Genomic DNA, 23,413 nt, shown 5'->3' with positions numbered 1-23,413 from the left:
AGGTGAAGTGTGAGAATACCATATTCAAATATGGGTCATATATCCTCCCCGCTCCCGTATGAAGGCGATCAGCTGCTGGTAAACGGGATTGTTGCATAGCAGCGTTGGTTCTCCCGTGATAAACAGCTGTTTCCTGGCCCTGGTGATGGCAACATTCAGCTTACGGTCTATCAGCTGGCCTTCATCTACCGTTTCATTGGCCAGGAGGTCCAGCTGGTAACGTTGATTTACACAGAACGAATAGATAATAATATCCCGTTGGGAGCCCTGGTAGCGCTCTACGGTATCCACGGTAATATCATTGAGCGCGGGGATCTGCAGCTGGTGGATGCTGCGTTTAATACAGGCGATCTGGTTGCGGTAGGGTGCTATTACACCGATGCTCTGGTCGGGCGTGAAAGGCAGTCCGTTCAGGCGATAGAGGCCATACAGCTGCTGTAACAGCGTGGCAACAATATCAGCCTCACAGGGGTTGCTTTTAGGATGCTTATCATGTGCCTGTTTTGCTGAAGGAATGAACAGCAGCCGTTTGGTGGCCATGGCCACCTGTAAAGGCGTGTGCGGATCATATTTGGCAAACTCAATATCGCCGGACTGGTGGGGAAGCGGAACCGCCTGCAGCTGGCCATTATAAAATGCGGTATTGGGAAACATGGCAATGTCAGGATGCATACGGCCCTGTTTGCGCAACATGCCCCACACGGGCGATTGCGGATCCTCCTTATGCAGCTGGTAAAGCCGTTCAAACAATGAACACCGCCTGTCTGTAAGGCCTATTGCACGTAATGCGGGGTCGTTCACCCGCGAATCCTGTTCCCGCTGTAATACTACGGCAGGTAGCTGTTTATGATCGCCTATGAGGATGAATTTGCCGATAGCGTTATGTCCTGCTGTATCGCGGGCAGAGAGAATGCCCAGCAAATGCGGTTCCAGTATCTGCGATGCTTCATCAATGATGGCCACATCAAAACGCTTTAAGCGGAACAATTCCATTTTGCCGGATATAGCCGCCACCGTGCCCACAAATAAGCGATGCTCCTGGATCTTAGCCCTTACCTGTGTTCTGTTATCGCAATCCGCTATAACCTGCTCGAGTAAACGCCCGCGGTAGGCCGGTTCACATGACAGCGATGGTCCGATGCGTATATACGCAGGACTGTTCTCAATGCTGTGTAAGGCCTTGCAGATCTCATCCACCGCGCGGTTGGTATAGGACAGCAGCAGGATATTACAGGCCGGATCGGCAGCAAAGGCTTCCACCATGCTTTTCAGTGCCACAGAGGTTTTGCCCGTACCCGGCGGCCCCAGTAACAGGAAATAATCTTTGGCCTGCATCGCTTTCAGCACAATGGCTTTTACTTCATCAAGGCAGCGCAAAGTGGCGGGAATTTGCAGGCCCGTTTCGTACCGTGGGCTGCGCTGGTGCAACAGCAATTCCTGGCGGTCTTTACCGGCCTGCAGAAATGCGTACAAGCCCCTGCACATGGCCGTATAAGAGGAATCCAGGAAATCATGTTCTACCGCATATTTGCTTTCCCCCGGCAACACGGATGGGTTGCGCTGCCGGTAACGCAGGCGGATGGTGATCTCGTGTGGCGTCAGGGAAGCGATGGTGCCCTTGAAGATCTGCCTGTTGGTAACATTATCCTTCCTGCTGTTGCGCTGGTACAGGATTACGATGTCGCCTTCCCTGAAATTGGGCATAAAGTCTTCTTCATAGACAGGGATCTGCAGCCGGATACTGGGCAGGGGTTGTGCTGCATTGTTCTCCAGGATGCTGAGATCCGGCAGTATCTCTCCTGATTCCAGCTTATCTTCCAATGGCGACAGCCAAAGCGAGGAAATACCCTTACTGGTATCATGATCCGTATCACCGGCCTTAGAGATATAATGCTCCCTTATAACAAACGTGTAGAAACTGTGAAAATAGGCCAGCGCCAATGGCGAAGCCTCCACAAAGGGCCGTTTGAATGCGCCTATCTGCGGAAGGATGTACTGCGCTACAAAACGGTGCTGCAGGGCGTCTCCGGGTATCAGCACCTCCGCCTTTATACTGTCTATCAGCTGCCTGGACGCCTGCGGCGGCTGATCATTGGCAATACTGCGCTCCTGCGCCACGATCAGGTTACGGATATTGAGTATCTCCTTGATAGCCGCCATAAAGGGCTGGGATAAACGCAGACTGGCATTACTGTCGGCATACCTGGAGTAGAGAATAAAAGTATCCAGCTGTTTGAACGCCACACCCAGCACTTTTTGTATGACGATCTGGTAGATGAAAGCCTGCGAGCGGTGGTTCTTGCCGATCAGCGTGGTATTGGTTTCCGGGTAGGGCGATCTGCCTGATTTCAGCTCTATCACGATCTGCCGCCTGCCATCCGCCTCCAGCTGCAGATAATCCAGCCGTCCCTGCACCCCCAGATGCTCGCAGATAAAGCTGGGCTCCAGTATACCATTTTCGCGGTTGATCTTCCTGGCCGGAAACACCTCATTCACTACCTGCCTGATGTTGTTGAACTGCAACCGTGCTTCTTCGAAGAAGGCCCATTCATGTTCCTTTGCGCCGAGATCTGCACAGGTGGCAAATTCAAAGGGTAAGGACCTGAACACCTGCTGCATGATGTCTTTATACACCACCTGCTGATGATCTTTTTCATTTACAAATTCATCGAGGAAAACATTCGCCGCATTACCCAGGAGGATATGCCGCGAGTTCTTCGGCGCTTCGAGCTTGCTTTGAATATAGTACAGCGGATGACTGCCGTATTCTTTCATGCATTCTGCCAGTGAGCTGATATCCACCAGGTAATCCGGTTCTAGGATGATGAGGTCCGGGTAGTAGATGTTATCCTCATCCACCACCACATCCAGCAGGTTGAGCTGGCACCCCTTCCACAGCACGGCGATGGTAGGCCCGAATGCTTCCTTTATTTCCGTTGTATGATGGCAGATCCTGATCGGCACATCTGCCGGCGTTTCTTCATCAAAAGCGTAGATATACTGCTCATCGTTTGAGAGCACGGTTACCCTGATGCGTTCATGCCGTATATCCCTTCTGCGGTGCTGGGGTTTATAAACATCGGCTTCGGGCAGGAGCGGCTGCAAGGCAGCAGGAACAGGTATACCGTAAAAATGACTGATCACCTCGCAGATGGCTTTCAGGTCCTGCAGGTAATCTTCTTCCGTGGGGTTAAAATCATTATGCAGTACGCTGTTGGCATGGATACGGAACGTATTGATGCGGTAAGTGGCCCGGGGGTTCAGCTTTGTTTGGCGGCAAACATAGTTCAGGCGGGAGAACAGGTTGGAGAACTGCATGTGTTCTCCTGCTGTCATGTTTCTACACACCCTTTCGAGCAGCAAACGCAAACGGGTATATTTATCCTTTAAAGTATTATTCGCCTGATGGTATACCAGCAGTTCGTCGAAGAAAACAGCCCCTGTGTCCATGTTAACAACAAATGAAGCAGCAAATATACGATGTTCATTTGTTACGGATGCGTGCGAAGCCACCGCTCCATATCAACCAGCGTAAGTGTATCCAGGTTATACACAGGGGTGGCATTGTGCCGGCTGTATAATGCAGCCGGCACAAGAACCTCGCACCTGTCCTTATCCGGCAGGATGGCAACCGGTAAGGCGCTCATGAAAAACACAATACACAGGAATAGAATGGCGGGCATGGCAAGTTTTTTTCAAAGCTATCTTATTAAGGTTTACATCCTGAAATGCTGCAGGATATCGGGTGTTAATCCAGGCAGCCTGACCTTATAGCGGTAGCGGCCGTCAAATGCATCTTCCTCTTTCAGCAGTTCATGTCCTTTTTTGCTGATCCAGAAGGTTTGCGAGTACGCTTTACCTCTGGGGTCTGTGCCCTGCGTTACCAGTTTCCAGCAGTCCACCTGCCGGCGGTCCAGCGTATGCAGCATTTCGCTGCCGTTTACCTGGTACAGGACAAAGGCCGGGGGCGATAAGCCTGCATCATAGAAGCTGATGGCAAAGCGTTTACCATCGGCCAGCGGCAGCATCTCAAAGGTTTCTATATCCAGGTTCCAGTTGAAAACGGGGCGGTCAAATGCCAGTTCAAAATCCTGCTGCGCATTTCCCTGCACGGTGTCTGCCCCGGTAATACGGTCGCTGCTCCAGTTATAAGCCGCTGTTTTACCATTATTGCTGGCTGCGTGGTAGATGGGTGTAAAATCACGGGTGCTGTTGAGCGACAGGAAACTACAGTATTTACTAGTGTCTGTAGTGTACCAATGCTGCCGTATGGCGAATACCGGCTGCCCGTTCCTTTGCTCGATACTGACATCCCTCACCCAGTAAGAGAACTGCAGTATCTTGTTGAATTGCGGCCACTGAAAATATACCAGGTATTGCCGCTGGCCCGGTTGCAGTAAAGCAGTGTTCAGGTGACGGGACCCGGGGTATATCGTGTCTGTCTGCGCAAATGAAGCTACCGTACAGCATAATTGTAAAAGCAATAGTATCAGATATCTTTTCATCTGTATAGTTTGATGTTCAGGAATATGTAAATTTCAAGTCCTTTACGGACCTGTAAAAATCATTTCAATGAACAGGCCACCTTTTTCAACGAGCGCAGCATCCACCTCCATACACCCAACTATTGAAAATATCTGCCTGATGGTTGAAAAAACAAGGCGGCCCTGAAATTCTTTGTACTTTTAACTATGAACGTTCTAAGCGGGAAAGCAAGTCCCGTACAACTACAATGGCTCATCTGGGGAGTTGTATTCCTGATAAACTTTCTTTCATTACTTCCAATGGACGGAGTAGTGCAGGCAGCTACTTACGCCAGCTTCTCCATCGTTTTCTACGCCATCATCATCTATGGCAACCTGAATTTCCTGTTACCGGTATTCTATGAAAAGCAACGCATCGTAGCATACGTGATCTGTTCCATTGTTTTTCTTGCGCTGGTGGGTATTGCCAGGAGCTACCTTTCGCAATTTGTGTACAACCGTTTCTTTGCAAAGGAACCGGTGGCCCTTACCATGAAGACCGTTGCATACAGTACCATTACCGGTATGGTGGCATATATCCTGAGCTTTGTTTTCCGCCTGGCCCTCGGTTATTTTAAACTCAAGCAGGAGGCAGACAAGATCATTGCACAGAAAAGCCAGGCAGAGCTTAACCTGCTGAAATCTCAGGTACAGCCACATTTTCTTTTCAATACGCTCAACAACATTTATTATGAGGCCTACCGCGAATCGCCCCGCACCGCCATGTTCATTGAACGGCTGTCGGAGATTATGCGCTACTTCGTGGACGAAAGCCCTAAAGAAGAAGTGAGCCTGGGCGCCGAGATCCAGTTTTTGGAAAATTACATTGCCCTGGAACGTATCCGCATACGTCATGCAGTGGCCATCACTTTTAACAAGCAATGCAATGTGGCCAGTGTTATTCCACCCATGCTGCTAATGACCTTCCTGGAAAATGTTTTCAAACATGGCATTGATAAATCCAGCAGTGAAAACCAAGTGATCATCTCGCTGGTGCAGCAGGGCGGTTATTTGGAGTTCAGCACACAGAACCTGCTTTATCCGCCACAGACAACGGCCACCGAACGCGGTTCCGGTTTGCAGAACCTGCAGAAACGGCTTTCATTACTATTTGGCAATAACTTTGAGCTCAGTACCTGGTCTGCCGGGAAATACTATCACGCTTTCCTAAAAATTCCGATCCAATGAAACTGCGCTGCATTATAGTAGACGATGAGCCCAATGCGGTGAATCTCCTTGAAATGTTCATCCAGCAAACCACCCAATGGCAGCTGCTGGCTAAATGCTATGATGCACTGGAAGCCATGACATTCCTGAAAACCCAGGAAGTGGATTTTATTTTCCTGGACATCAATATGCCCCATCTCAGCGGCATGGAAATGGCTGCCCTGCTACCAACGGGAACGCATATTGTTTTCACCACCGCCTATTCAGAATATGCAGCCGACAGCTATGGTTTTACCACCCTTGATTATCTGCTGAAACCCATTACCCTGAAACGTTTTTATGCCGCTGTACAAAAGATAGAAGGGCACTTTGCCAGGAAGGACAACAGTCAGCCGCCTCCCCCACCGGAGGCAGCCTGGTTCTTCATCAAATCAGGTAAGACGCTGCACAAAGTACTGCTGGAAGATATTCTGTTTGTGGAAGCAGAAAAAGAATACGCAAAACTGGTGACCACGACCACGCAATTGCTGGTATACCGCCGTATGAAAGACATAGAAGAACAGCTCAGCGATCCTTTCATCCGGGTGCATCAGTCCTTCATTGTGAACATTGCGCGGCTGGACAAAATCCAGGATAACCATATCTTCATCGCCGGCAGGCAGATCCCCGTGAGCGATAAGTTCCGTGAACAGTTCATGGCTGCCGTGCGGCAGCGTACTTTTTAGCCGGGCGGGTAATATAAATTATAAACAATTCTATATATTTACCCTCATTTTTTTCATATCACCATGCGAAAATCCCTTACCAGCTTTAGCCTCCTACTTGGATTAGTAGGTTGCCTTCCGGCAGATAGTCAGACATCAGGCCCGCATAAACCTGCTATTGACAGTTTCCGTTCTCACAATGCACCCTTCTTCTACGAACATGAAAATGATGAATCTTTTGCGGTAGACAGCAGCCTGCGGGACCGGCTCAACTGGATTGACGGGTTAACAGCAGGATATATTGACGCTTCAGAAGATCCGTCTATCCAGCAGGCCTTAAGCGACAGCACCATGCAATGGACATGGGACAGGTTACTGCATACAGACACCGCTGCATTTGTGGTGATCCGGGTGGGGCATGATGAATTCAACGGCGATGGGAAGATATTTGCTACCGACCGCTGGTTGTATGTGGATACCCTTTCCCGCAGCATGTATGAGTACGATGTACCAAATGACAGCCTGATCAGGTGGACCGGGAGGTGATGGATTTTCCGGAAAAGCTGTACCTTTGCGTCCGCAAAATCAGATTTCCGGGTTTATGCAGGCAGATAATATCATTTTGTTCGATGGGCGCTGTACTTTTTGTAACGGCTTTATCCGCCGGGTACTCAAGGTAGACAGGGTACGTTTCCGTCTCTGCGACCAGCAAAGCAGGCTGTTTAATGTAATAGCGCAGGAACACCGGCTGCGTATTTCTACAGGTACCATTTATTTGATACAAGGCGGTAAAGCCTATGCCAGGGGCAGGGCCGTTGCCCGGATACTACGCGGCTGCAACCGCCGATACCGGATGCTGGGCCGGATGATGCTGCTGGTGCCACCGGTGATCTCCAATTTAATTTTCAAGCGAATAGCGAAAGGGCAAATATACCCTCCACATACCCCCCGCCCCAACCTGGTACAATTTTAACCCGCTTCAGGTTCACACCTGTCAACCGGCACCTAACAACAACTTTTTATATTACTTTTGCCCCCGGACTTTTGACCAAGCATTATTCTTACAGACAGGTTTTATTTGTACAGCATGCACATACTACTTAAAAACGTCAAGATTGTCGCACCCACGTCCGGCTTCAATGGACAACAGCAGGATATACTGATCGAGAACGGCGTTATCCGCCAGATAGCCCCCGCTATACAGGCAGACAAAGCCCAAACAGTGACGGGCGGCAACCTGCACGTTTCCATTGGATGGATGGACATTTTTGCCCATTTCTGCGACCCCGGGCAGGAATATAAGGAAGACCTGCAAAGTGGTACCCTTGCCGCCGCCAAAGGCGGTTTTACCACGGTAATGATCGTGCCCAATACCCAGCCGGCCATCCATACCAAACCGCAGGTAAGCTATGTGCTGAGCCAGACGGCCCACAGCGCCGTACAAGTGCTGCCCATCGGTGCGGCCACCAAGAACGTGGAAGGCAGCTCCCTGTCTGAAATGTATGAAATGCAGGAAGCCGGCGCCATCGCCTTTTCAGACGGTTTTAAGCCCATACAGTCCCCCGGACTTCTCCTCAAAGCACTGCAATATGTAAAAGCATTTAACGGCACCATTATACAGGTACCTGACGACCAGAGCATTTCGGCTCATGGTCTCATGCACGAAGGCATCTTTTCCACCCGCCTGGGTATGCCCGGCAAACCGGCCATCGCCGAAGAGCTGATCATACAACGGGATATTGAGCTGGCGGAGTATACAGGCTCCCGGCTGCACTTTACGGGTGTCAGCACCGCCAGGTCCATCGGGCTGATCGCCGGCGCAAAGGCCCGGGGCATCAACGTTACCTGCTCCGTAACGCCCTACCACCTGTCGCTTACAGACAGCCACCTGCTGAACTATAATACCAACCTCAAAGTGAACCCGCCACTGCGGACGGCAGATGATGTGGCTGCTTTACAGCAAGCTGTGCTGGACGGCGTGGTAGATGGCATTGCCACCCACCACCAGCCGCAGGACTGGGATGCCAAACAGCTGGAGTTTGAATATGCCAAAAACGGCATGATCGGCCTTGAAACCTGCTTTGGGGTACTACGTAGACATATTCCCCAGCTGCCCCTGGAACAACTGATCCAGCTGCTGGCCATCCAGCCACGCCGGATCTTCAACCTGCCCATTCCTGAAATAAAAGAGGGTGCTGTAGCTAATCTCACCATTTTTGACCCCGATGTGGAGTATACTTTTACTGTAACTGATATTGCTTCCCGGTCTAAAAATTCAGCGTATATTGGTGAGCAGTTGAAAGGCCAGGTGAAGGGAATCGTGCATGGCGACAAGGCACAACTCTGATATCCATCTTAACTTTACCGATATGAAAACAACTACTAACCCTGGTATTAAATGGGGCCTGATCTCCGGTTTGGCAGGCGTATTGCTTAGCGTTCTGGTATGGGCCTTGCTTCCTGACATGATGTTCAGCGGCTGGATCATTTTTCTTTCCGTAGTACTGGCGATCCTGTTTGCCGTACTCGCCGGACTGGAAAGAAGAAAACAACTGGGAGGATACATGAATTTTAAGGAAGGACTGAAAACCGTCTTCCTGACCTTTGTGATCGGTGGCTTCATCGCAACCATATATACATACGTTCTTTACAACTTTATCGATCCTGCCATGCCTGAAAAGCTTAAACACTACCAGCTGGAAACAGCGGAAAGGTGGATGACAAGGTTCAAGGCGCCGCAGGAGGAAATTGATAAACAACTGGATGAGCTGGCGGCACAGGATGCTTCCCTGACCTTGGGAAAGGCCTTTTTAGGCTATCTGCAGCAGCTGATCTTTGGTTTCATACTGGCGGCAATCATCGCACTCATTATCCGGAAAAAACAGCCCGTGGGCATCCGGTAGTCGAACAAAACCTTAAATTTTTATTGTGGCCAATATAGACATATCCGTTATCGTTCCCCTGATGAACGAAGAAGAATCTTTACCTGAACTGGCCGCCTGGATAGACCGGGTGATGCAGGCGAATAACTTTTCATACGAGATATGGATGGTAGACGACGGCAGCACCGATAATTCCTGGCAGGTGATCCGTCAGCTCACCGAAGAGAACACGCACATCAAAGCTATCCGCTTCCGGCGCAACTATGGCAAATCTGCCGCCCTGAATGAAGGCTTCCGCGCCGCCCAGGGTAATGTGATCATCACCATGGATGCCGATCTGCAGGACAGTCCCGACGAAATTCCCGAACTGTACCGCATGATCGTGGAAGACGGCTATGACCTGGTCAGCGGTTGGAAAAAGAAACGATACGATAACGCTATCACCAAAAACCTGCCCAGTAAGCTCTATAATTACACCACCACCAAAATGAGCGGGGTTAAGCTGCATGATATGAACTGCGGCCTGAAATCCTACCGCAAAAAAGTGGTGAAGTCCATCGAAGTATACGGCGAAATGCACCGATATATTCCCGTAATTGCAAAATGGGCTGGCTTCCGCAAAATCGGGGAGAAACCAGTTGAGCACCGCGCCCGCAAATATGGCGTATCCAAATTCGGACTCGAACGTTTCGTGAACGGTTTTCTTGACCTGGCCTCCATCATGTTCATCGGCAAATTCGGTAAGAAGCCCATGCACCTCTTTGGCGCACTGGGAACGGTTTTCTTCATACTCGGCTTCGGCATCGCCTTCTACCTGGCCTACGCCAAAATATTCTTTGACAGGTATAACATGACAGACCGGCCCATCTTTTACCTGGCCATGCTGTTCATGATCATTGGCTCCCAGCTTTTCCTCTCCGGTTTCATCGGAGAACTGGTAGCCCGCAATGCACCGGAACGTAACAGTTACCTGGTGGAAGAACGGATAACGCAGAATGCTTAATGCTGAACGCTAAAAAGAAAATACTCATCCTGGGCACTGCCCATCCTTACCGCGGCGGACTGGCGGCTTTTAACGAACGGCTGGCGCAGGAGCTGCAGCTGACTGATGAAGTGGAGATCTGGACCTTCACCGTGCAGTATCCCAACTTCCTGTTTCCCGGTAAAACGCAGTACGCCACAGAGCCGCCTCCGGCCCACCTGCGCATCCGCCGGCTCATTAATTCCATCAACCCGCTGAACTGGTGGATTACCGGCCGTAAATTACGCCGCCTGGCGCCAGACCTGGTCATGGTTCGCTACTGGCTGCCGTTTATGGGGCCCTGCCTGGGTACCATCCTCCGCCTGGGAAAAAAAGGCCGCCGTCCTAAAATAGTGGCCATGCTCGATAACGTGGTACCACATGAAAAAAGGGCCGGCGATGAACTCTTTACCCGCTACTTCCTGAAACCGGTGGATGCTTTCATTGCCATGAGCCAGTCCGTTTTAAACGATCTGCGCCGCTTTGAAGCTGTAAAACCAGCCCACCTCATCCATCACCCTATCTACGATAACTACGGGCCCATCCTGCCCAAAACCGTAGCCAGGGAACATCTTAGTCTTGATCAGCATAAACGCTATATACTTTTCTTCGGCTTCATCCGCCAGTACAAAGGGCTGGATCTGTTGCTGCAGGCAATGGGCGATGAGCGCCTGCGCAAACTGGACGTACATCTGCTAGTGGCAGGAGAATTCTATGAAGATGCAGCTCCCTATCAGCAGCTGATAGACCAGCTGCAACTGGCGGACAGGGTTTCGCTGCACACGGAGTTCATACCCAACGAAGCCGTCAAAGACTATTTCTGTGCAGCCGACCTGGTGGTACAGCCTTATAAAAGCGCCACCCAGAGCGGCATTTCGCAGATAGCATACCACTTCGAAAAGCCAATGGTGGTTACCAATGTAGGCGGGCTTGCAGAAACAATTCCGGATAATAAAGTGGGCTTTATCTGTGAACCGGAACCGGGCGCTATTGCTACAGCTGTGGAAAAATATTACCGGGATCAGCGGGAAGCGGATATGACCGCCGCCCTGCGTATAGAGAAGCAAAAGTACTCATGGGAAAGCCTGGCAGCAGAATTGCATAGGTTAGCGGACAGCTAAACTGCCGCCCTCATGAGCCTGATAGACAAAATAACGGAGACCATTCAGCAAAGCATTGAAGTAAAACAAGCTATCCTGCGGGATACTGAATTACTGCATACTATACAACAGGTAGCAGACGTGATCACACACTGCCTGGAACAACAAGGTAAAGTGCTTTTCTGTGGTAACGGCGGCAGCGCAGCTGATGCACAACACCTGGCAGCCGAATTCTCCGGCAGGTTCTATAAAGACCGCGCCCCGTTATATGCAGAAGCGTTACATTGCAACAGTTCTTACCTTACGGCAGTTGGCAATGACTACGGGTTTGAGCAGATATATGCGCGCATACTGCGCGGCATAGGGCAGAACGGCGATGTGCTGGTGGGTATCTCCACATCCGGTAACTCCGTAAATATCCTGGAAGCCATGAAAATAGCCAGGGAAAAAAGAATGACAATAGTAAGCATGACCGGCAATACCGGGGGAAAAATGAAAGAAAATAGTGATTATCTCATCAACATACCATCCACCGATACGCCTCGTATCCAGGAATCCCACATCACCGTGGGACACATCATCTGCGAGATCGTGGAAAACAATCTCTTTGGCGACTAAACACAATAAATACATTAAAATATTCGTAATATGTAGGTCATGAAGAAAGTAATATACCTGCTGTTATGGTCCTTTACCTGTGCAAACGCCCTGCAGGCGCAACGCCTCAGCACGGCCGACAGTATGCAGATGCTGAAGCAGCTGGACACCCTTCGCCTGCTGGCTGACACCATCCTGAACGGAAGAACAGAAGATGCCCGCCAACCCGCCAGCGACCGCTTCATTCCCATACTGGTGCGCACACTCAAAGCAAAATACTCATTTGATTTTCCTTTTGACTCCCTGCGCAGCATCAGCGTGCAGTATCCACAGGACAGCACTTTCCGGATCTTTACCTGGGGACTGGAAAATGAAAGCGGCTTTTACCGCCACTTCGGCGCCATACAAATGAACACGAAGAACGGGGAGCTCAAACTCTTTCCGCTGTTTGATAATTCCGATTACACTACCAATACCGATACCGTTACCGATAATCATGGCTGGTACGGATGCCTGTACTACAAGATACAGCAGCAGCATTTTTTTAACAGAGAATACTATACGCTGTTTGGCTACGACGCCAATAACATGCGCAGTACCAAAAAAGTGCTGGACATGCTCACCTTCAAGAACGGCAAACCCGTTTTTGGCGGACCGTATTTCAGCTTTGCAGAAGATACCGTGCCCAAGCCCACCCGTAAACGCTTCATCGTAGAATATAACAAGAACGCCACTATCAGCCTCAGTTACAATGCCGAAATGGATATGATCGTATACGACCACCTGATATCGGCAACCAACGAACCCGGAAAACCGTATACGTATGTGCCCGATCTGGACTATGAAGGTTTTAAATGGAAAGACGGTAAATGGGTACATATAGAGAAAGTGTTCCATGACGCCCTTCCACTGGGTAAATTCCCTGTACAACTACCACAGGACCAGCGAAAAAAGAACCTGATGCGCCCGCAAACCGCAGAAGAGATGGAAGCAGAAAAGGCAACGAAGAAACGTAAAAACAAGTAACCATGAAAAGGTCGATCCTTACACTTGCCACGATGCTGTGCTTCATAGCGTCTGCTTTTACCATTATCCATGCCAACAACTGGAAGATCACGGATGCCTATTCCGTTAAATTTGACGGCAAAGGCGCTTCCGGCAGCTTTCGGGGTTTAAAGGGCGACATTGTGTTTGATGAGCATGACCTTCCCAATTCCCGCTTCAACGTTTCCATCGATGTGAACACCATCAATACCGGTAACGGGCTGAAAAACAAGCATGCCAGGGGCGAAAAATACTTAGATGCGGAGAAATACCCGCAGATCCGCTTTACGTCCAGCAGTATTAAACAGGCCAATGACGGTTATGTTGCCACCGGCATCCTGGAGATCCGTGGCGTGAAAAAAGAAATAAGCTTACCTTTCAAATACAGTAAAACGGGTACAGGGGCTTTATTTACGGCCAGTTTTGAAATAAACCGGCTGGACTATAAGGTAGGGAGCTCCAGCTGGCTGCTGGGCAGCACCTTCGCGGTAGACCTGTCGGTACCCGTTACAAAATAAAGGCTGCATGTTACAACCGTCCACTATCCAGCTGCTACGATTTCCTTTTTCCTATTTCCTGATGCCGGTGTACTGGTTTGCACTCAGCTTTGTACCAGACATTAACTGGATGCGGGCGATGCTTATCTTTGCGCTGCTGCACCTGCTACTCTACCCCGCCAGTAACGGTTATAACAGTTATATGGACCGGGATGAAAGCAGCATCGGCGGCCTTGAAAAACCAATGCAACCTACCCGGCAACTCTTTTACGTAACGCTGCTGATGGATCTCGCAGCTCTTTTACTGGCCTTCCTGGTATCCGCCTGGTTTGCCCTGGCGCTGGGCTGCTATATACTCTGCTCCCGTGCTTACAGCAACCGCCGCATCCGCCTGAAACGCTTCCCGGTAGCCGGTTACCTCATCGTGATCCTGAACCAGGGCACCCTGGTATACTGCATGGTATATTACGGCGCTGTGAGGGGCGCCACACCGCCCGTACCCTGGCTGCCCGCTATAGCGGCTGCTTTCCTGATAGGTGGTTTTTACCCCGTAACACAGGTATACCAGCATGAAGCGGATAGCAAAGACGGGGTAACCACCCTGAGCATGCTGCTGGGCAAAAGGGGCACTTTTATTTTCTGCGCCGCCATGTACGCCGTAGCCTTTGGCCTGTTGTTTGTTTACTATCAGCAGAGGCAACAATCAGCGGATTTTATCCTCCTGCAGCTCTTTTTTATACCCGTTATATACTTTTTTATACGATGGGTGTTACAGGTATGGAAAGAACCATCCGCCGCAGATTTTAAACGCACAATGCAGATGAATATCGTAGCCGGTACTTGTACTAACCTGGCTTTTATAATATTATTAATTAAACATCAAATTGGCTGAGATCATTTCAATAGGAACGGCGGTGCCCGCATATTGCCACAAGCAGGAAGACATCCTGCATTTTATGCAACAGGCACATCGGCTGGACGAAACAGACAAACGTAAACTGGCATTCCTTTACCACCACAGCGGTATTGACACCCGCTACTCCGTGCTGTCAGACTTTAGCCTGCCACATGATCAATGGACCTTCCTCGCCTCCATGATCGGCCATGGCGGCGACAGCCTCATTTCTATAGATGAGCGCCTGGAGGTCTATAAACGGGAAGCCCTGCCATTATCGCTGCAGGCTATTGAAAAATGCATCAGCGGCATCCTCCCGGCTACAGACATTACCCACCTCATCACGGTAAGCTGCACGGGTATGAGCGCCCCCGGACTTGACCTGGAGATCATTGAGGCTTTACAGCTCTCTCCCGCTATCTTCCGCACGTCCGTCAACTTTATGGGCTGCTACGGCGCCGTGCATGCGCTGAAGCTGGGCAAGATGATCTGCGATACAGACCCGCAGGCCAAAGTGATGATCGTATCCACCGAACTCTGCACCCTGCATTTCCAGCAACAGTATACGCCCGATAATGCTGCCGCTTCCCTTCTCTTCTCAGATGGCAGCGCGGCTGTACTCATGGGCAACGTTTCCAGCGATAAACCCGTATTAAGGGTAGATAATTTCTGTTCCAACATCACCTTCAGGGGCAAGCAGGAAATGGCCTGGGGTATCAGCAGCAAAGGGTTTCTCATGACCCTGAGCGGGTACGTTCCCTACCTGATAGAAGAAGACATCAGCGGATTGGTGGAAGAGGCGCTTAACAAGTGCAATATCCCCCAACAGGAAATTACGCACTGGTGCATTCATCCCGGCGGCCGCAAGATACTGGACACCATCCAGCAACAGCTGCGGCTCAACGAAAACGCATTGCAATACGCACGTAATGTAATGCAGCGCTACGGTAACATGTCCTCTCCCACCATCCTGTTCGTGTTGAAAGATATCATGGATGAGCTGCAACGGGGCGGTCAGCCTGCCCGCATCTTTGGGGTGGCCTTCGGACCTGGACTGACCATGGAAACATTCATCGCTTCTGCAAAATGAACTTTGCGCAACGCTCATATCAACTGGAACTGCTGGACGGGGACAATATCCCTTTTCCGGACATTCAACAGAACCTGCGGGAACTCGACGTGATCAACCGCTGGCTGGGAGGGCACCGTATGTCCATCCGCGGGCTGCAACAGCTGCTGGGCGGCCGCAAACAGATCCATATCTGTGAGATTGGCTGCGGTGGCGGAGATAACCTCCTGGCCCTGTTACAATGGTGCCGTCGCAGGGATATCAGCGTTACCTTCACCGGCATTGATATCAATGCCGCCTGCATAGAGTACGCCGCCCGCAGCGCCGACTTGCAGCCGTTGACCAACTGGATCACGAACGACTACCGCAAAGTGTCCTTTACAGATAAACCGGATATCATCTTCTCCAGTCTGTTCTGTCACCACTTCACTGAAGAGGTGCTGGTCAGCCAGCTGCAATGGATGCAGGAGCACAGCGCAGCAGGTTTCTTTATTAATGACCTGCATCGCCATTGGCTGCCCTATCACGCCATCCGCCTGCTTACCAGGATGTTCTCCCGTTCTTACCTATTGAAGAACGACGCCCCCCTGAGCGTAAGCAGGGGCTTTCTGAAAACAGAGTGGGATGAGCTGTTTCAACAGGCGGGCATCTCCCCTTACCAGGTCAGCTGGCAATGGGCTTTCCGTTATTTAATTATCTTTAAGCATCATGATGGTCGATAACAGATACGATATTGCCATTGTAGGGGGTGGACTGGCAGGACTTAGCCTGGCCATCCAGAGTGCGGAAGCCGGCTATAACGTGGCGCTGTTTGAACGCGAACAATATCCTTTTCATAAAGTCTGCGGGGAATATATCAGCCTGGAAAGCCGCAGTTTTCTCGAACGGCTCGGTCTTCCGCTGGCAGACTGGGACCTGCCCATTATCCGCCAGCTCTATCTTTCGGACGCCAGCGGTAACGCCTATACGGCACGCCTGCCCCTGGGCGGATTTGGCGTAAGCCGTTTCACCATAGACAATGCACTTTATGAAATAGCCCAAGGCAAAGGTGTACATGTTTTTACCCAGACCAAGGTACAGGATGTGCAATTTCAGAACAACCGCTTTATCATCAGTGCAGATCCGGGCAAACGGGTATCTGCCTTTATTGTGGCCGGCACCTTTGGCAAACGCAGTAACCTGGATGTGAAATGGAAACGTCCCTTTGTACAGCAGCCGCCCGGTAAGCTGAATAACTATGTAGGCATCAAATACCACATCCGCTACGATCACCCGGAAGACGTGATCGCCCTGCATAATTTTGAAGACGGGTACTGTGGCATTTCCCGCATAGAAGATAACAAGTGCACGGTATGTTACCTTACCACCGCCGCCAGCCTGCAAAGGCATAATAACAGCATCCGGCAGGTTGAAGAGAAAGTGCTGTTCCGCAACCCGCACCTTAAAAGGATCTTTACCGAAGCTACTTTTCTCTACGAACAACCACTGGCCATTTCACAGATCAGCTTTGCCCAAAAGGCCGCAGTAGAGGATCACATACTGATGGTGGGCGATGCCGCAGGTATGATTGCGCCCCTTTGCGGAAACGGGATGAGCATGGCCCTGCATGGCAGTAAACTGGCCTTTGAGCAGATCAACGCACTATTACAGCAATCCGTTACCCGCAAGGTTATGGAAGATAACTATCGCCGCGCCTGGAGACAGCATTTCAGAACCAGGTTGGCCATGGGCCGCATCCTGCAAAGCTTCCTGGGTAAGGAAAGCCGCGCCAATATACTGGTAGGCCTGATGCGGTACTTCCCGCCGGTAGCCCGGCAGATCATCCGCTCTACCCATGGCAAACCCTTCTGACAATAATTCAATAAGATATTACACAAAAAAACGCCTGATGTTCCCACATCAGGCGGTGCTATTTCCAGGCCATCGCTAACCGCTAACAGCCGGCTGTTAATCGCTACTTAAAACAATTCCCCCTGCACATTACCATCTTCATCTTCCGGGCTGGGATCCTCATCTTCAGACAGCAGCTCCACGCTTACCAGGTCGTCTCCGGCAATACGGGTGCCTACGGTTCTCCATCCCGTTACTTCCACAAACTCGTTCAGGTTCACTTCTTCTTCATCAGGATTGCGCTTTTTACCGGTGCGCAGCAATACTACCGGGTCTGAATGGGTAGTAGCCAGTTCCAGGTAATTACCGGCGCCCTCTTTAATGAAGACAAATTTATTGTTGAGCGTTTGTGTTTCTATCCTGAAGCGTTTTACATTGAACTGCTTCTTATCTGCATCGTAGTAGATGGCCGTTACGATCTTCTCAGGGTTGAATTTCTCGATATAGATCACATCATCCGGTTCGTAACGGTTGGTCAGCTCATAGTTGGTCAGCTCATAGCTACCGTTCTTGAACACTACAAAGATCTTGTCATCTCCCTCAAAACTGCCGATGTACACGCCGCGTTCTTCGGTGTTCAGCCGGCCTACTTTATCGTCATACCAGATCTTCAGACCTGCCAGGGTGCTGGCGCCCGCTTCCTTGAACTTTACATTGCGGATAGGATATTTGGTTACCTGGTTACCCTGTGAGTTACGCCCTTTGATGGCGATGGTTTCAAAGTACATGTCAAACTCCTTGTTGCGCGCTGCGCAGTTGGGGCTCAGCTTGATGGTCACCACTTCTGCCTCTCCATTGGGGTTGGCAGAGAAGTAATGCACTTTGGAGTTTTTGTCGCCCTTCACGGTAAGGTCATATTCCTTGTCACGGGTTACGCCGGTTACGTTAAAGCGTTTGGCGTAGCTGATACCGGATTTGCCATCCACATAGATCATATTATAGGTGGTACGCTCATCGTTCTTCCGGAATACGTCTACGTGGATAATGTCCTTTCCTACAAAGGTTTTATCGGCCACTTTGGTGACCAGCATCTTACCATCCTTCCGGAATACGATGATGTTATCCAGGTCTGAACAATCTGCCACAAATTCGTCTTTCTTCAGGGAGGTGCCGATAAAGCCATCTGCGCGGTTCACATATAGCTTGGTATTGGCAATGGCCACCTGTTGTACCTGGATGGTGTCAAAGGTCTTGATCTCGGTCTGCCTTTCCCTTCCTTTGCCATACTTTTTCAGCAGGTTCTCATAATAGCTTACGGCATAGTCTACCAAGTGGTCCAGGTCATATTTCACCTGTTTGATGTCGCCTTCGATGCCTTTGATCTGTTCGTTCAGCTCATTGATGTCCAGGCGGTAAATACGGCGTACGGGCTTTTCCGTCAGCTTTACAATATCTTCGCGGGTAATGGCCCTTTTCAGCTGTTTCTTATAGGGATTAAATCCTTTATCGATGGCCTGCAGCACAGTTTCCCAGTCTTTGTGCTTCTGCTCCAGCTCCTTGTAGATCTGTTTTTCAAAGAAGATCTTTTCAAGGGAGGTGTAGTGCCATTTATCTTCCAGTTCTGCCAGTTTCAGTTCCAGCTCTTTCTTCAGCAGTTCCTTGGTAAAGTCTGCAGAATATCTCAGCAGGTCTGATACGGTGAGGAATTGTGGCTTGTCTTCCACGATCACACAGGCATTGGGAGAGATAGATACCTCGCAGTCGGTGAACGCATACAGGGCATCAATGGTGATATCCGGAGAAATACCCGGCGCCAGCTGCACTTCAATTTCCACGTCCTTCGCGGTATTATCTACCACTTTCTTCACCTTGATCTTGCCATTATCATTTGCCTTAACGATGGACTCCATCAGCTGGGTGGTGGTAACACCGTAGGGCACATCTTTAATGAGCAGGGTCTTTTTGTCTTTCTCTTCTATGTGTGCGCGTACCCGAACCTTACCGCCGCGTTTACCATCATTGTAGGCCGCTACATCGATCATGCCACGGGTACTGAAGTCGGGGTACAGCTCAAACTTGCGTCCGCGCAGGTATTTAATGGAAGCTTCGATCAGTTCGCAGAAGTTATGGGGCAATATCTTGGTAGACAAGCCCACGGCAATACCTTCAGCGCCCTGTGCCAGCAGCAGGGGGAACTTCATGGGCAGTGTGAGCGGCTCATTCTTTCTGCCGTCGTAGCTGAGCTGCCAGGTTGTGGTCTTGGGATTAAAGGCAATGTCCAGTGCAAATTTGGACAAACGTGCTTCAATGTACCTGGCGGCCGCCGCTTCGTCACCCGTTCTTACATCGCCCCAGTTGCCCTGCGTTTCTATCATCAGGTCTTTTTGCCCCAGGTTCACGATGGCGTCACTGATGGAAGCATCCCCATGCGGGTGATACTGCATGGTTTGACCTATTATGTTGGCCACCTTGTTAAAGCGGCCATCATCCATTTCTTTCATGGCATGCAAAATGCGCCGCTGCACCGGTTTGAGACCGTCTTCCACAGATGGCACTGCACGCTCGAGGATCACGTAGGAAGCATAATCCAGGAACCAGTTTTCATACATACCACCCACATGGATGATATTGTGTAATGATTCGTCGTTTTGCAGATTATCTTGAATATCACTCATAGACTTGCAATTTAAATGAGCTATCAGCTATTAGCTTTTGGCTGTTAGCTTCCAGTGTTTTGCTTTTGGCTTTTTGCTAACTTTCGGCGTTCAGCATTCTTTCAAAATCTTCGCGCCAGATGCGTATGGAATCCTGCTGTACATCCTCCAGGGAGTTCAATTCCAGAAAGGAACAATCTGTAACAGCGATGAGCTGATGCCATACATTTATGGGTACTACCACCCTGGCGGGGGCGGTGATCCCGGTAACACGTATTTCCTTTTCTCCCAGCGGGCACCAGTGCAGTGCTGCTTCCCCGCTCAGCAGGTAGAGTATCTCCGGGTTCTTATTGTCGCTTTTTCCTTCATGGTAATGCTGACCGCTGCTGCTGCCTGCATTCCGGAAGCACACAATGAAGTTGCCCGTTCTCGAAGCGTCCCAGGTGTAACTGGCGCCCCGGTCATCCTGACCAATCAACGCTAAAGGTGTTACCGTTATCATATGTGTGTTTATAAAAGTTCAAACTTTTAAACCATGAAACCTTTAAGCCGGCTCGCCTGTTTGTTCGCCGCCCGGTAGTTTTACTTCAAAGTCTTTGACTGTTTTCAGTTCTCCCCTGCTTTCCAGTTTCTCCTCTTTGAGCAGCTCTTTCAGTCGCCAGGCCAGGAATTGTTCCGGTACCGGGAATTTCATCTTACCGCTCAACTGGCTCACTACTTTGGATGCCTTCTGGAATTCCCTGCCGCAAGCCTGTAAAAGATCTTTATCGTAATACGTTACCGGCTCTCCCTTCAGTTTCTTGCCGCCTTCCAGTAAACGGATGCCTGCATTTTCATTCATCAGGCGGTGCCATTCGTCGCCGTCCAGCTCAAACTCTGCGAGGGATACCGGCCTTGCCAGCTTCCTGGCTTTCAGGAATTCCTTCGGCAATATCTGGTGCAGGTCGGTAGGATAAAATACGGCGCCTTTATCATTCAGGAAAGGCAGGTTGTTCAGGTAAATAATATGTATACGGCCGGAGAAATCATAGAGCTGGCTCACCAGCCAGTAGTACCCGGTCACATCCCGGGCATTCTGCCCTGCCCATATCCACACCTGCAACGCTTCTTCGGTTTTAAGCCGGGCTTTCAGCTGCTTCACCTGTTCAAAGTCGCCCTGCTCCTCCTCCACTGCTACCGGCTCTGTTGCCTGCGACGCCTCGCCCGCCGGCTGCCCCTGTGTGGGCGCGGGTACCCCCATCAGCTGCTGCCACCACTGGCGGCGGTTAGTCTGTCCGTCCCTGGTATCCAGGATGAACAGTGGACCAATAGACAGGTCCTCATTAAAATACAGCAGATCTCCCTTCAGTGTCTCATCCAGCTCGAACGCTGCTGCCAGTGTAGTGGCGCTGGAGGCTCCGAAAACGATATGTAGCAGTTCCATTTTAATTAATAATTAATCATTAAAAATTAATAATTGCGGACAGGTAGCCAGACTGAACATGCGTACCGCCTGATGTCCTGGCGTTGCCCGATTATTAATTATTCATTCACCAAATCCTTTTCATACCTCAGATTACTGATAATAAACTCCTGTCTGCTCTGGGTATTCTTCCCCATATAGTATTCCAGCAGTTTCTGAACATGGGTGTCTTTTGACAGGATGATGGGTTCTACCTTCATGTCCTCGCCAATGAAACGGCCAAATTCTTCGGGGGAGATCTCTCCCAGCCCTTTAAAGCGGGTGATCTCAGGCTTGCTGCCCAGTTTCTTGATGGCCTGTTGTTTTTCTTCTTCCGTGTAGCAGTAAATCGTCTCCTGTTTGTTACGTACACGGAACAGCGGCGTTTCAAGAATATATACGTGACCGTTCTTTACCAGGTCGGGGAAGAACTGCAGGAAGAAAGTGAGCAGCAGCAGGCGGATGTGCATACCATCTACATCGGCATCAGTGGCAACCACGATCTTATTGTAGCGCAGGCCTTCCAGTCCGTCTTCAATGTTCAGTGCATGCTGCAGCAGGTTAAACTCCTCGTTCTCATATACGATCTTCTTGGTAAGGCCAAAGCTGTTCAGGGGTTTACCGCGCAGACTGAATACCGCCTGTGTTTCCACGTTACGGGATTTGGTGATGGAACCGCTGGCAGAATCACCTTCTGTAATAAAGATAACCGACTCCAGCCTTTTGGCATCCTGCTCCAGTTTGTCTTTTCCGCTTACTTCGTCGTTCAGGTGATAGCGGCAGTCGCGCAGCTTGCGGTTATGCAGGTTGGCTTTCTTGGCCCTTTCGTTGGCCAGTTTCTTAATACCCGCCAGCTCCTTGCGCTCACGTTCACTCTGCTCAATACGTTTCTTCATCGCATCCGCTACTGTGGGGTTACGGTGCAGGAAATCATCCAGGTGTTTGCTCAGGAAGTCCAGCACAAATGCCTTCATGGAAGGGCCGTTCTCATATACCGTGAGTGAGCCCAGCTTGGTCTTGGTCTGCGATTCAAATACCGGCTCCTGTACTCTTACAGAGATGGCCGCGCAAATAGAGGCGCGGATATCCGTAGCATCATAGTCCTTTTTATAGAAATCGCGTACTGTTTTCACGAAAGCTTCGCGGAAAGCGGCCAGGTGCGTACCACCCTGGGTGGTATGCTGTCCGTTCACAAAGGAGTAATATTCTTCGCCGTACTGGTTCTCGTGGGTGATGGCCACTTCAATATCCTCACCTTTCAGGTGGATAATGGGATAGCGCAGATCTTCTTCAACGGTTTTACGCTGCAGCAGGTCCAGCAGCCCGTTCTTGGAAAGATATTTCTGGCCGTTGAAGTTGATGGTAAGGCCCGCATTCAGGAAGCAGTAATTCCATATCTGGTTTTCCAGGAATTCGGGTATATAATGATAGTTCTTGAAAACCGTATCATCGGGGATAAACGTCACAATCGTACCGTTGGGCTCATTGGTAGCAGCCTCCTTATGTTCTTTTGTAAGCACGCCCCGTTCAAATTCGGCAATTTTTGTACGCCCGTCACGGATAGACTGCACTTTGAAATAGTTGGAAAGGGCATTTACCGCTTTGGTACCCACCCCGTTCAGACCAACGGATTTCTGGAAAGCCTTGCTATCGTACTTGGCGCCGGTATTGATCTTGCTCACCACATCCACCACCTTGCCCAGCGGAATACCACGGCCATAATCGCGCACGGTCACACTGTGCTCCGATACTTTGATATCCACCTGCTTGCCAAAGCCCATGGTATGCTCATCTATACAGTTATCCACCACCTCTTTGATCAGGATATAGATGCCATCGTCCATGCTGGTGCCATCTCCCAGCTTACCTATATACATACCCGGCCGGAGGCGGATGTGTTCCCGCCAGTCCAGGGAACGGATAGAATCTTCCGTATAGGCAGCAAAGAGGTCTTTCTTGTCCGTTTTATCTGTGATCGCCATAATATAT

22 protein-coding genes are annotated in these 23,413 nt (G+C 50.2%); 15 read left to right on the top strand and 7 right to left on the bottom strand.

What is annotated here, in order from left to right; genetic code table 11:
- Positions 1 to 24: 24 nt before the first annotated feature.
- Genes Q0577_RS04910 through Q0577_RS04900 form a run of 3 tightly spaced genes read right to left on the bottom strand, consistent with a single transcriptional unit; the run spans position 25 to position 4,505 of the window.
- Positions 25 to 3,450: an AAA domain-containing protein gene (locus Q0577_RS04910; protein ID WP_298733358.1), complete on the bottom strand. Its 3,426-nt coding sequence runs from the start codon at positions 3,448 to 3,450 to the stop codon at positions 25 to 27.
- A gap of 41 nt (positions 3,451 to 3,491) precedes the next feature.
- Positions 3,492 to 3,683, bottom strand: coding sequence for a hypothetical protein (locus Q0577_RS04905; RefSeq protein ID WP_298733356.1), 192 nt, complete (start codon positions 3,681 to 3,683; stop codon positions 3,492 to 3,494).
- Between the two features lie 33 nt (positions 3,684 to 3,716).
- On the bottom strand, positions 3,717 to 4,505 hold the full coding sequence (locus tag Q0577_RS04900; RefSeq protein WP_298733354.1) for a hypothetical protein: 789 nt from the start codon (positions 4,503 to 4,505) through the stop codon (positions 3,717 to 3,719).
- A gap of 186 nt (positions 4,506 to 4,691) precedes the next feature.
- Between Q0577_RS04900 and Q0577_RS04895 the strand changes: the two genes are divergently transcribed.
- The 15 genes from Q0577_RS04895 to Q0577_RS04825 all read left to right on the top strand — a co-directional run bounded on the left by Q0577_RS04895 (position 4,692) and on the right by Q0577_RS04825 (position 17,350).
- Positions 4,692 to 5,711, top strand: coding sequence for a sensor histidine kinase (locus Q0577_RS04895; protein WP_298733352.1), 1,020 nt, complete (start codon positions 4,692 to 4,694; stop codon positions 5,709 to 5,711).
- Positions 5,708 to 6,415: a LytTR family DNA-binding domain-containing protein gene (locus Q0577_RS04890; RefSeq protein ID WP_298733350.1), complete on the top strand. Its 708-nt coding sequence runs from the start codon at positions 5,708 to 5,710 to the stop codon at positions 6,413 to 6,415. Before Q0577_RS04895 ends, Q0577_RS04890 begins: the two co-directional genes overlap by 4 nt.
- A 63-nt stretch (positions 6,416 to 6,478) precedes the next feature.
- The gene (locus Q0577_RS04885) at positions 6,479 to 6,940 is read left to right on the top strand and encodes a hypothetical protein (protein ID WP_298733348.1); all 462 of its coding nucleotides are present in this window, start codon (positions 6,479 to 6,481) and stop codon (positions 6,938 to 6,940) included.
- Positions 6,941 to 6,995: 55 nt separating this feature from the next.
- Complete coding sequence (locus Q0577_RS04880) at positions 6,996 to 7,367, top strand: DCC1-like thiol-disulfide oxidoreductase family protein (protein ID WP_298733346.1); 372 nt, start codon at positions 6,996 to 6,998, stop codon at positions 7,365 to 7,367.
- A gap of 114 nt (positions 7,368 to 7,481) precedes the next feature.
- Positions 7,482 to 8,741 (top strand): dihydroorotase, encoded by a 1,260-nt coding sequence (locus Q0577_RS04875; protein ID WP_298733344.1) that lies wholly within the window; start codon positions 7,482 to 7,484, stop codon positions 8,739 to 8,741.
- Between the two features lie 22 nt (positions 8,742 to 8,763).
- The gene (locus Q0577_RS04870) at positions 8,764 to 9,297 is read left to right on the top strand and encodes a DUF4199 domain-containing protein (RefSeq protein WP_298733342.1); all 534 of its coding nucleotides are present in this window, start codon (positions 8,764 to 8,766) and stop codon (positions 9,295 to 9,297) included.
- A gap of 25 nt (positions 9,298 to 9,322) precedes the next feature.
- Positions 9,323 to 10,279 carry a glycosyltransferase family 2 protein gene (locus Q0577_RS04865; RefSeq protein ID WP_298733340.1) on the top strand — a complete coding sequence of 319 codons (957 nt, stop codon included), beginning with the start codon at positions 9,323 to 9,325 and terminating at the stop codon, positions 10,277 to 10,279.
- Positions 10,279 to 11,418, top strand: a complete 1,140-nt coding sequence (locus Q0577_RS04860; protein WP_298733338.1) for a glycosyltransferase — start codon at positions 10,279 to 10,281, stop codon at positions 11,416 to 11,418. The genes Q0577_RS04865 and Q0577_RS04860 overlap by 1 nt, the downstream gene beginning before the upstream one ends.
- 12 nt (positions 11,419 to 11,430) lie before the next feature.
- A complete protein-coding gene (locus Q0577_RS04855) occupies positions 11,431 to 12,015 on the top strand; it encodes an SIS domain-containing protein (RefSeq protein ID WP_298733336.1) in 585 nt (194 codons plus the stop codon).
- A gap of 39 nt (positions 12,016 to 12,054) precedes the next feature.
- Entirely contained in the window at positions 12,055 to 13,020 is a 966-nt protein-coding gene (locus Q0577_RS04850; RefSeq protein ID WP_298733334.1) for a hypothetical protein, read from the top strand.
- Positions 13,021 to 13,022: 2 nt separating this feature from the next.
- Complete coding sequence (locus Q0577_RS04845; protein ID WP_298733332.1) at positions 13,023 to 13,556, top strand: YceI family protein; 534 nt, start codon at positions 13,023 to 13,025, stop codon at positions 13,554 to 13,556.
- 7 nt (positions 13,557 to 13,563) lie between these two features.
- The gene (locus tag Q0577_RS04840) at positions 13,564 to 14,427 is read left to right on the top strand and encodes a UbiA family prenyltransferase (protein WP_298733331.1); all 864 of its coding nucleotides are present in this window, start codon (positions 13,564 to 13,566) and stop codon (positions 14,425 to 14,427) included.
- Entirely contained in the window at positions 14,420 to 15,520 is a 1,101-nt protein-coding gene (locus Q0577_RS04835; RefSeq protein ID WP_298733330.1) for a type III polyketide synthase, read from the top strand. Before Q0577_RS04840 ends, Q0577_RS04835 begins: the two co-directional genes overlap by 8 nt.
- Positions 15,517 to 16,221, top strand: coding sequence for a methyltransferase domain-containing protein (locus Q0577_RS04830; protein WP_298733329.1), 705 nt, complete (start codon positions 15,517 to 15,519; stop codon positions 16,219 to 16,221). Before Q0577_RS04835 ends, Q0577_RS04830 begins: the two co-directional genes overlap by 4 nt.
- Positions 16,208 to 17,350, top strand: coding sequence for an FAD-dependent oxidoreductase (locus tag Q0577_RS04825; protein ID WP_298733327.1), 1,143 nt, complete (start codon positions 16,208 to 16,210; stop codon positions 17,348 to 17,350). Before Q0577_RS04830 ends, Q0577_RS04825 begins: the two co-directional genes overlap by 14 nt.
- Positions 17,351 to 17,457: 107 nt before the next feature.
- Here Q0577_RS04825 and Q0577_RS04820 read toward each other — a convergent pair whose 3' ends face one another.
- The 4 genes from Q0577_RS04820 to Q0577_RS04805 all read right to left on the bottom strand — a co-directional run bounded on the left by Q0577_RS04820 (position 17,458) and on the right by Q0577_RS04805 (position 23,406).
- The gene (locus tag Q0577_RS04820) at positions 17,458 to 20,004 is read right to left on the bottom strand and encodes a DNA gyrase/topoisomerase IV subunit A (RefSeq protein WP_298733325.1); all 2,547 of its coding nucleotides are present in this window, start codon (positions 20,002 to 20,004) and stop codon (positions 17,458 to 17,460) included.
- Positions 20,005 to 20,080: 76 nt separating this feature from the next.
- Positions 20,081 to 20,485: a hypothetical protein gene (locus Q0577_RS04815; RefSeq protein WP_298733322.1), complete on the bottom strand. Its 405-nt coding sequence runs from the start codon at positions 20,483 to 20,485 to the stop codon at positions 20,081 to 20,083.
- 42 nt (positions 20,486 to 20,527) lie between these two features.
- Complete coding sequence (locus tag Q0577_RS04810; protein ID WP_298733320.1) at positions 20,528 to 21,406, bottom strand: DUF1835 domain-containing protein; 879 nt, start codon at positions 21,404 to 21,406, stop codon at positions 20,528 to 20,530.
- Between the two features lie 98 nt (positions 21,407 to 21,504).
- On the bottom strand, positions 21,505 to 23,406 hold the full coding sequence (locus Q0577_RS04805; protein ID WP_298733318.1) for a DNA topoisomerase IV subunit B: 1,902 nt from the start codon (positions 23,404 to 23,406) through the stop codon (positions 21,505 to 21,507).
- Positions 23,407 to 23,413: the final 7 nt, after the last annotated feature.

The sequence above is a fragment of the uncultured Chitinophaga sp. genome (assembly GCF_937898475.1).
Lineage (GTDB): Bacteria > Bacteroidota > Bacteroidia > Chitinophagales > Chitinophagaceae > Chitinophaga.
Note: the sequence above shows the minus strand (reverse complement) of the source record. Positions and strands in the feature narration are given on the sequence as shown.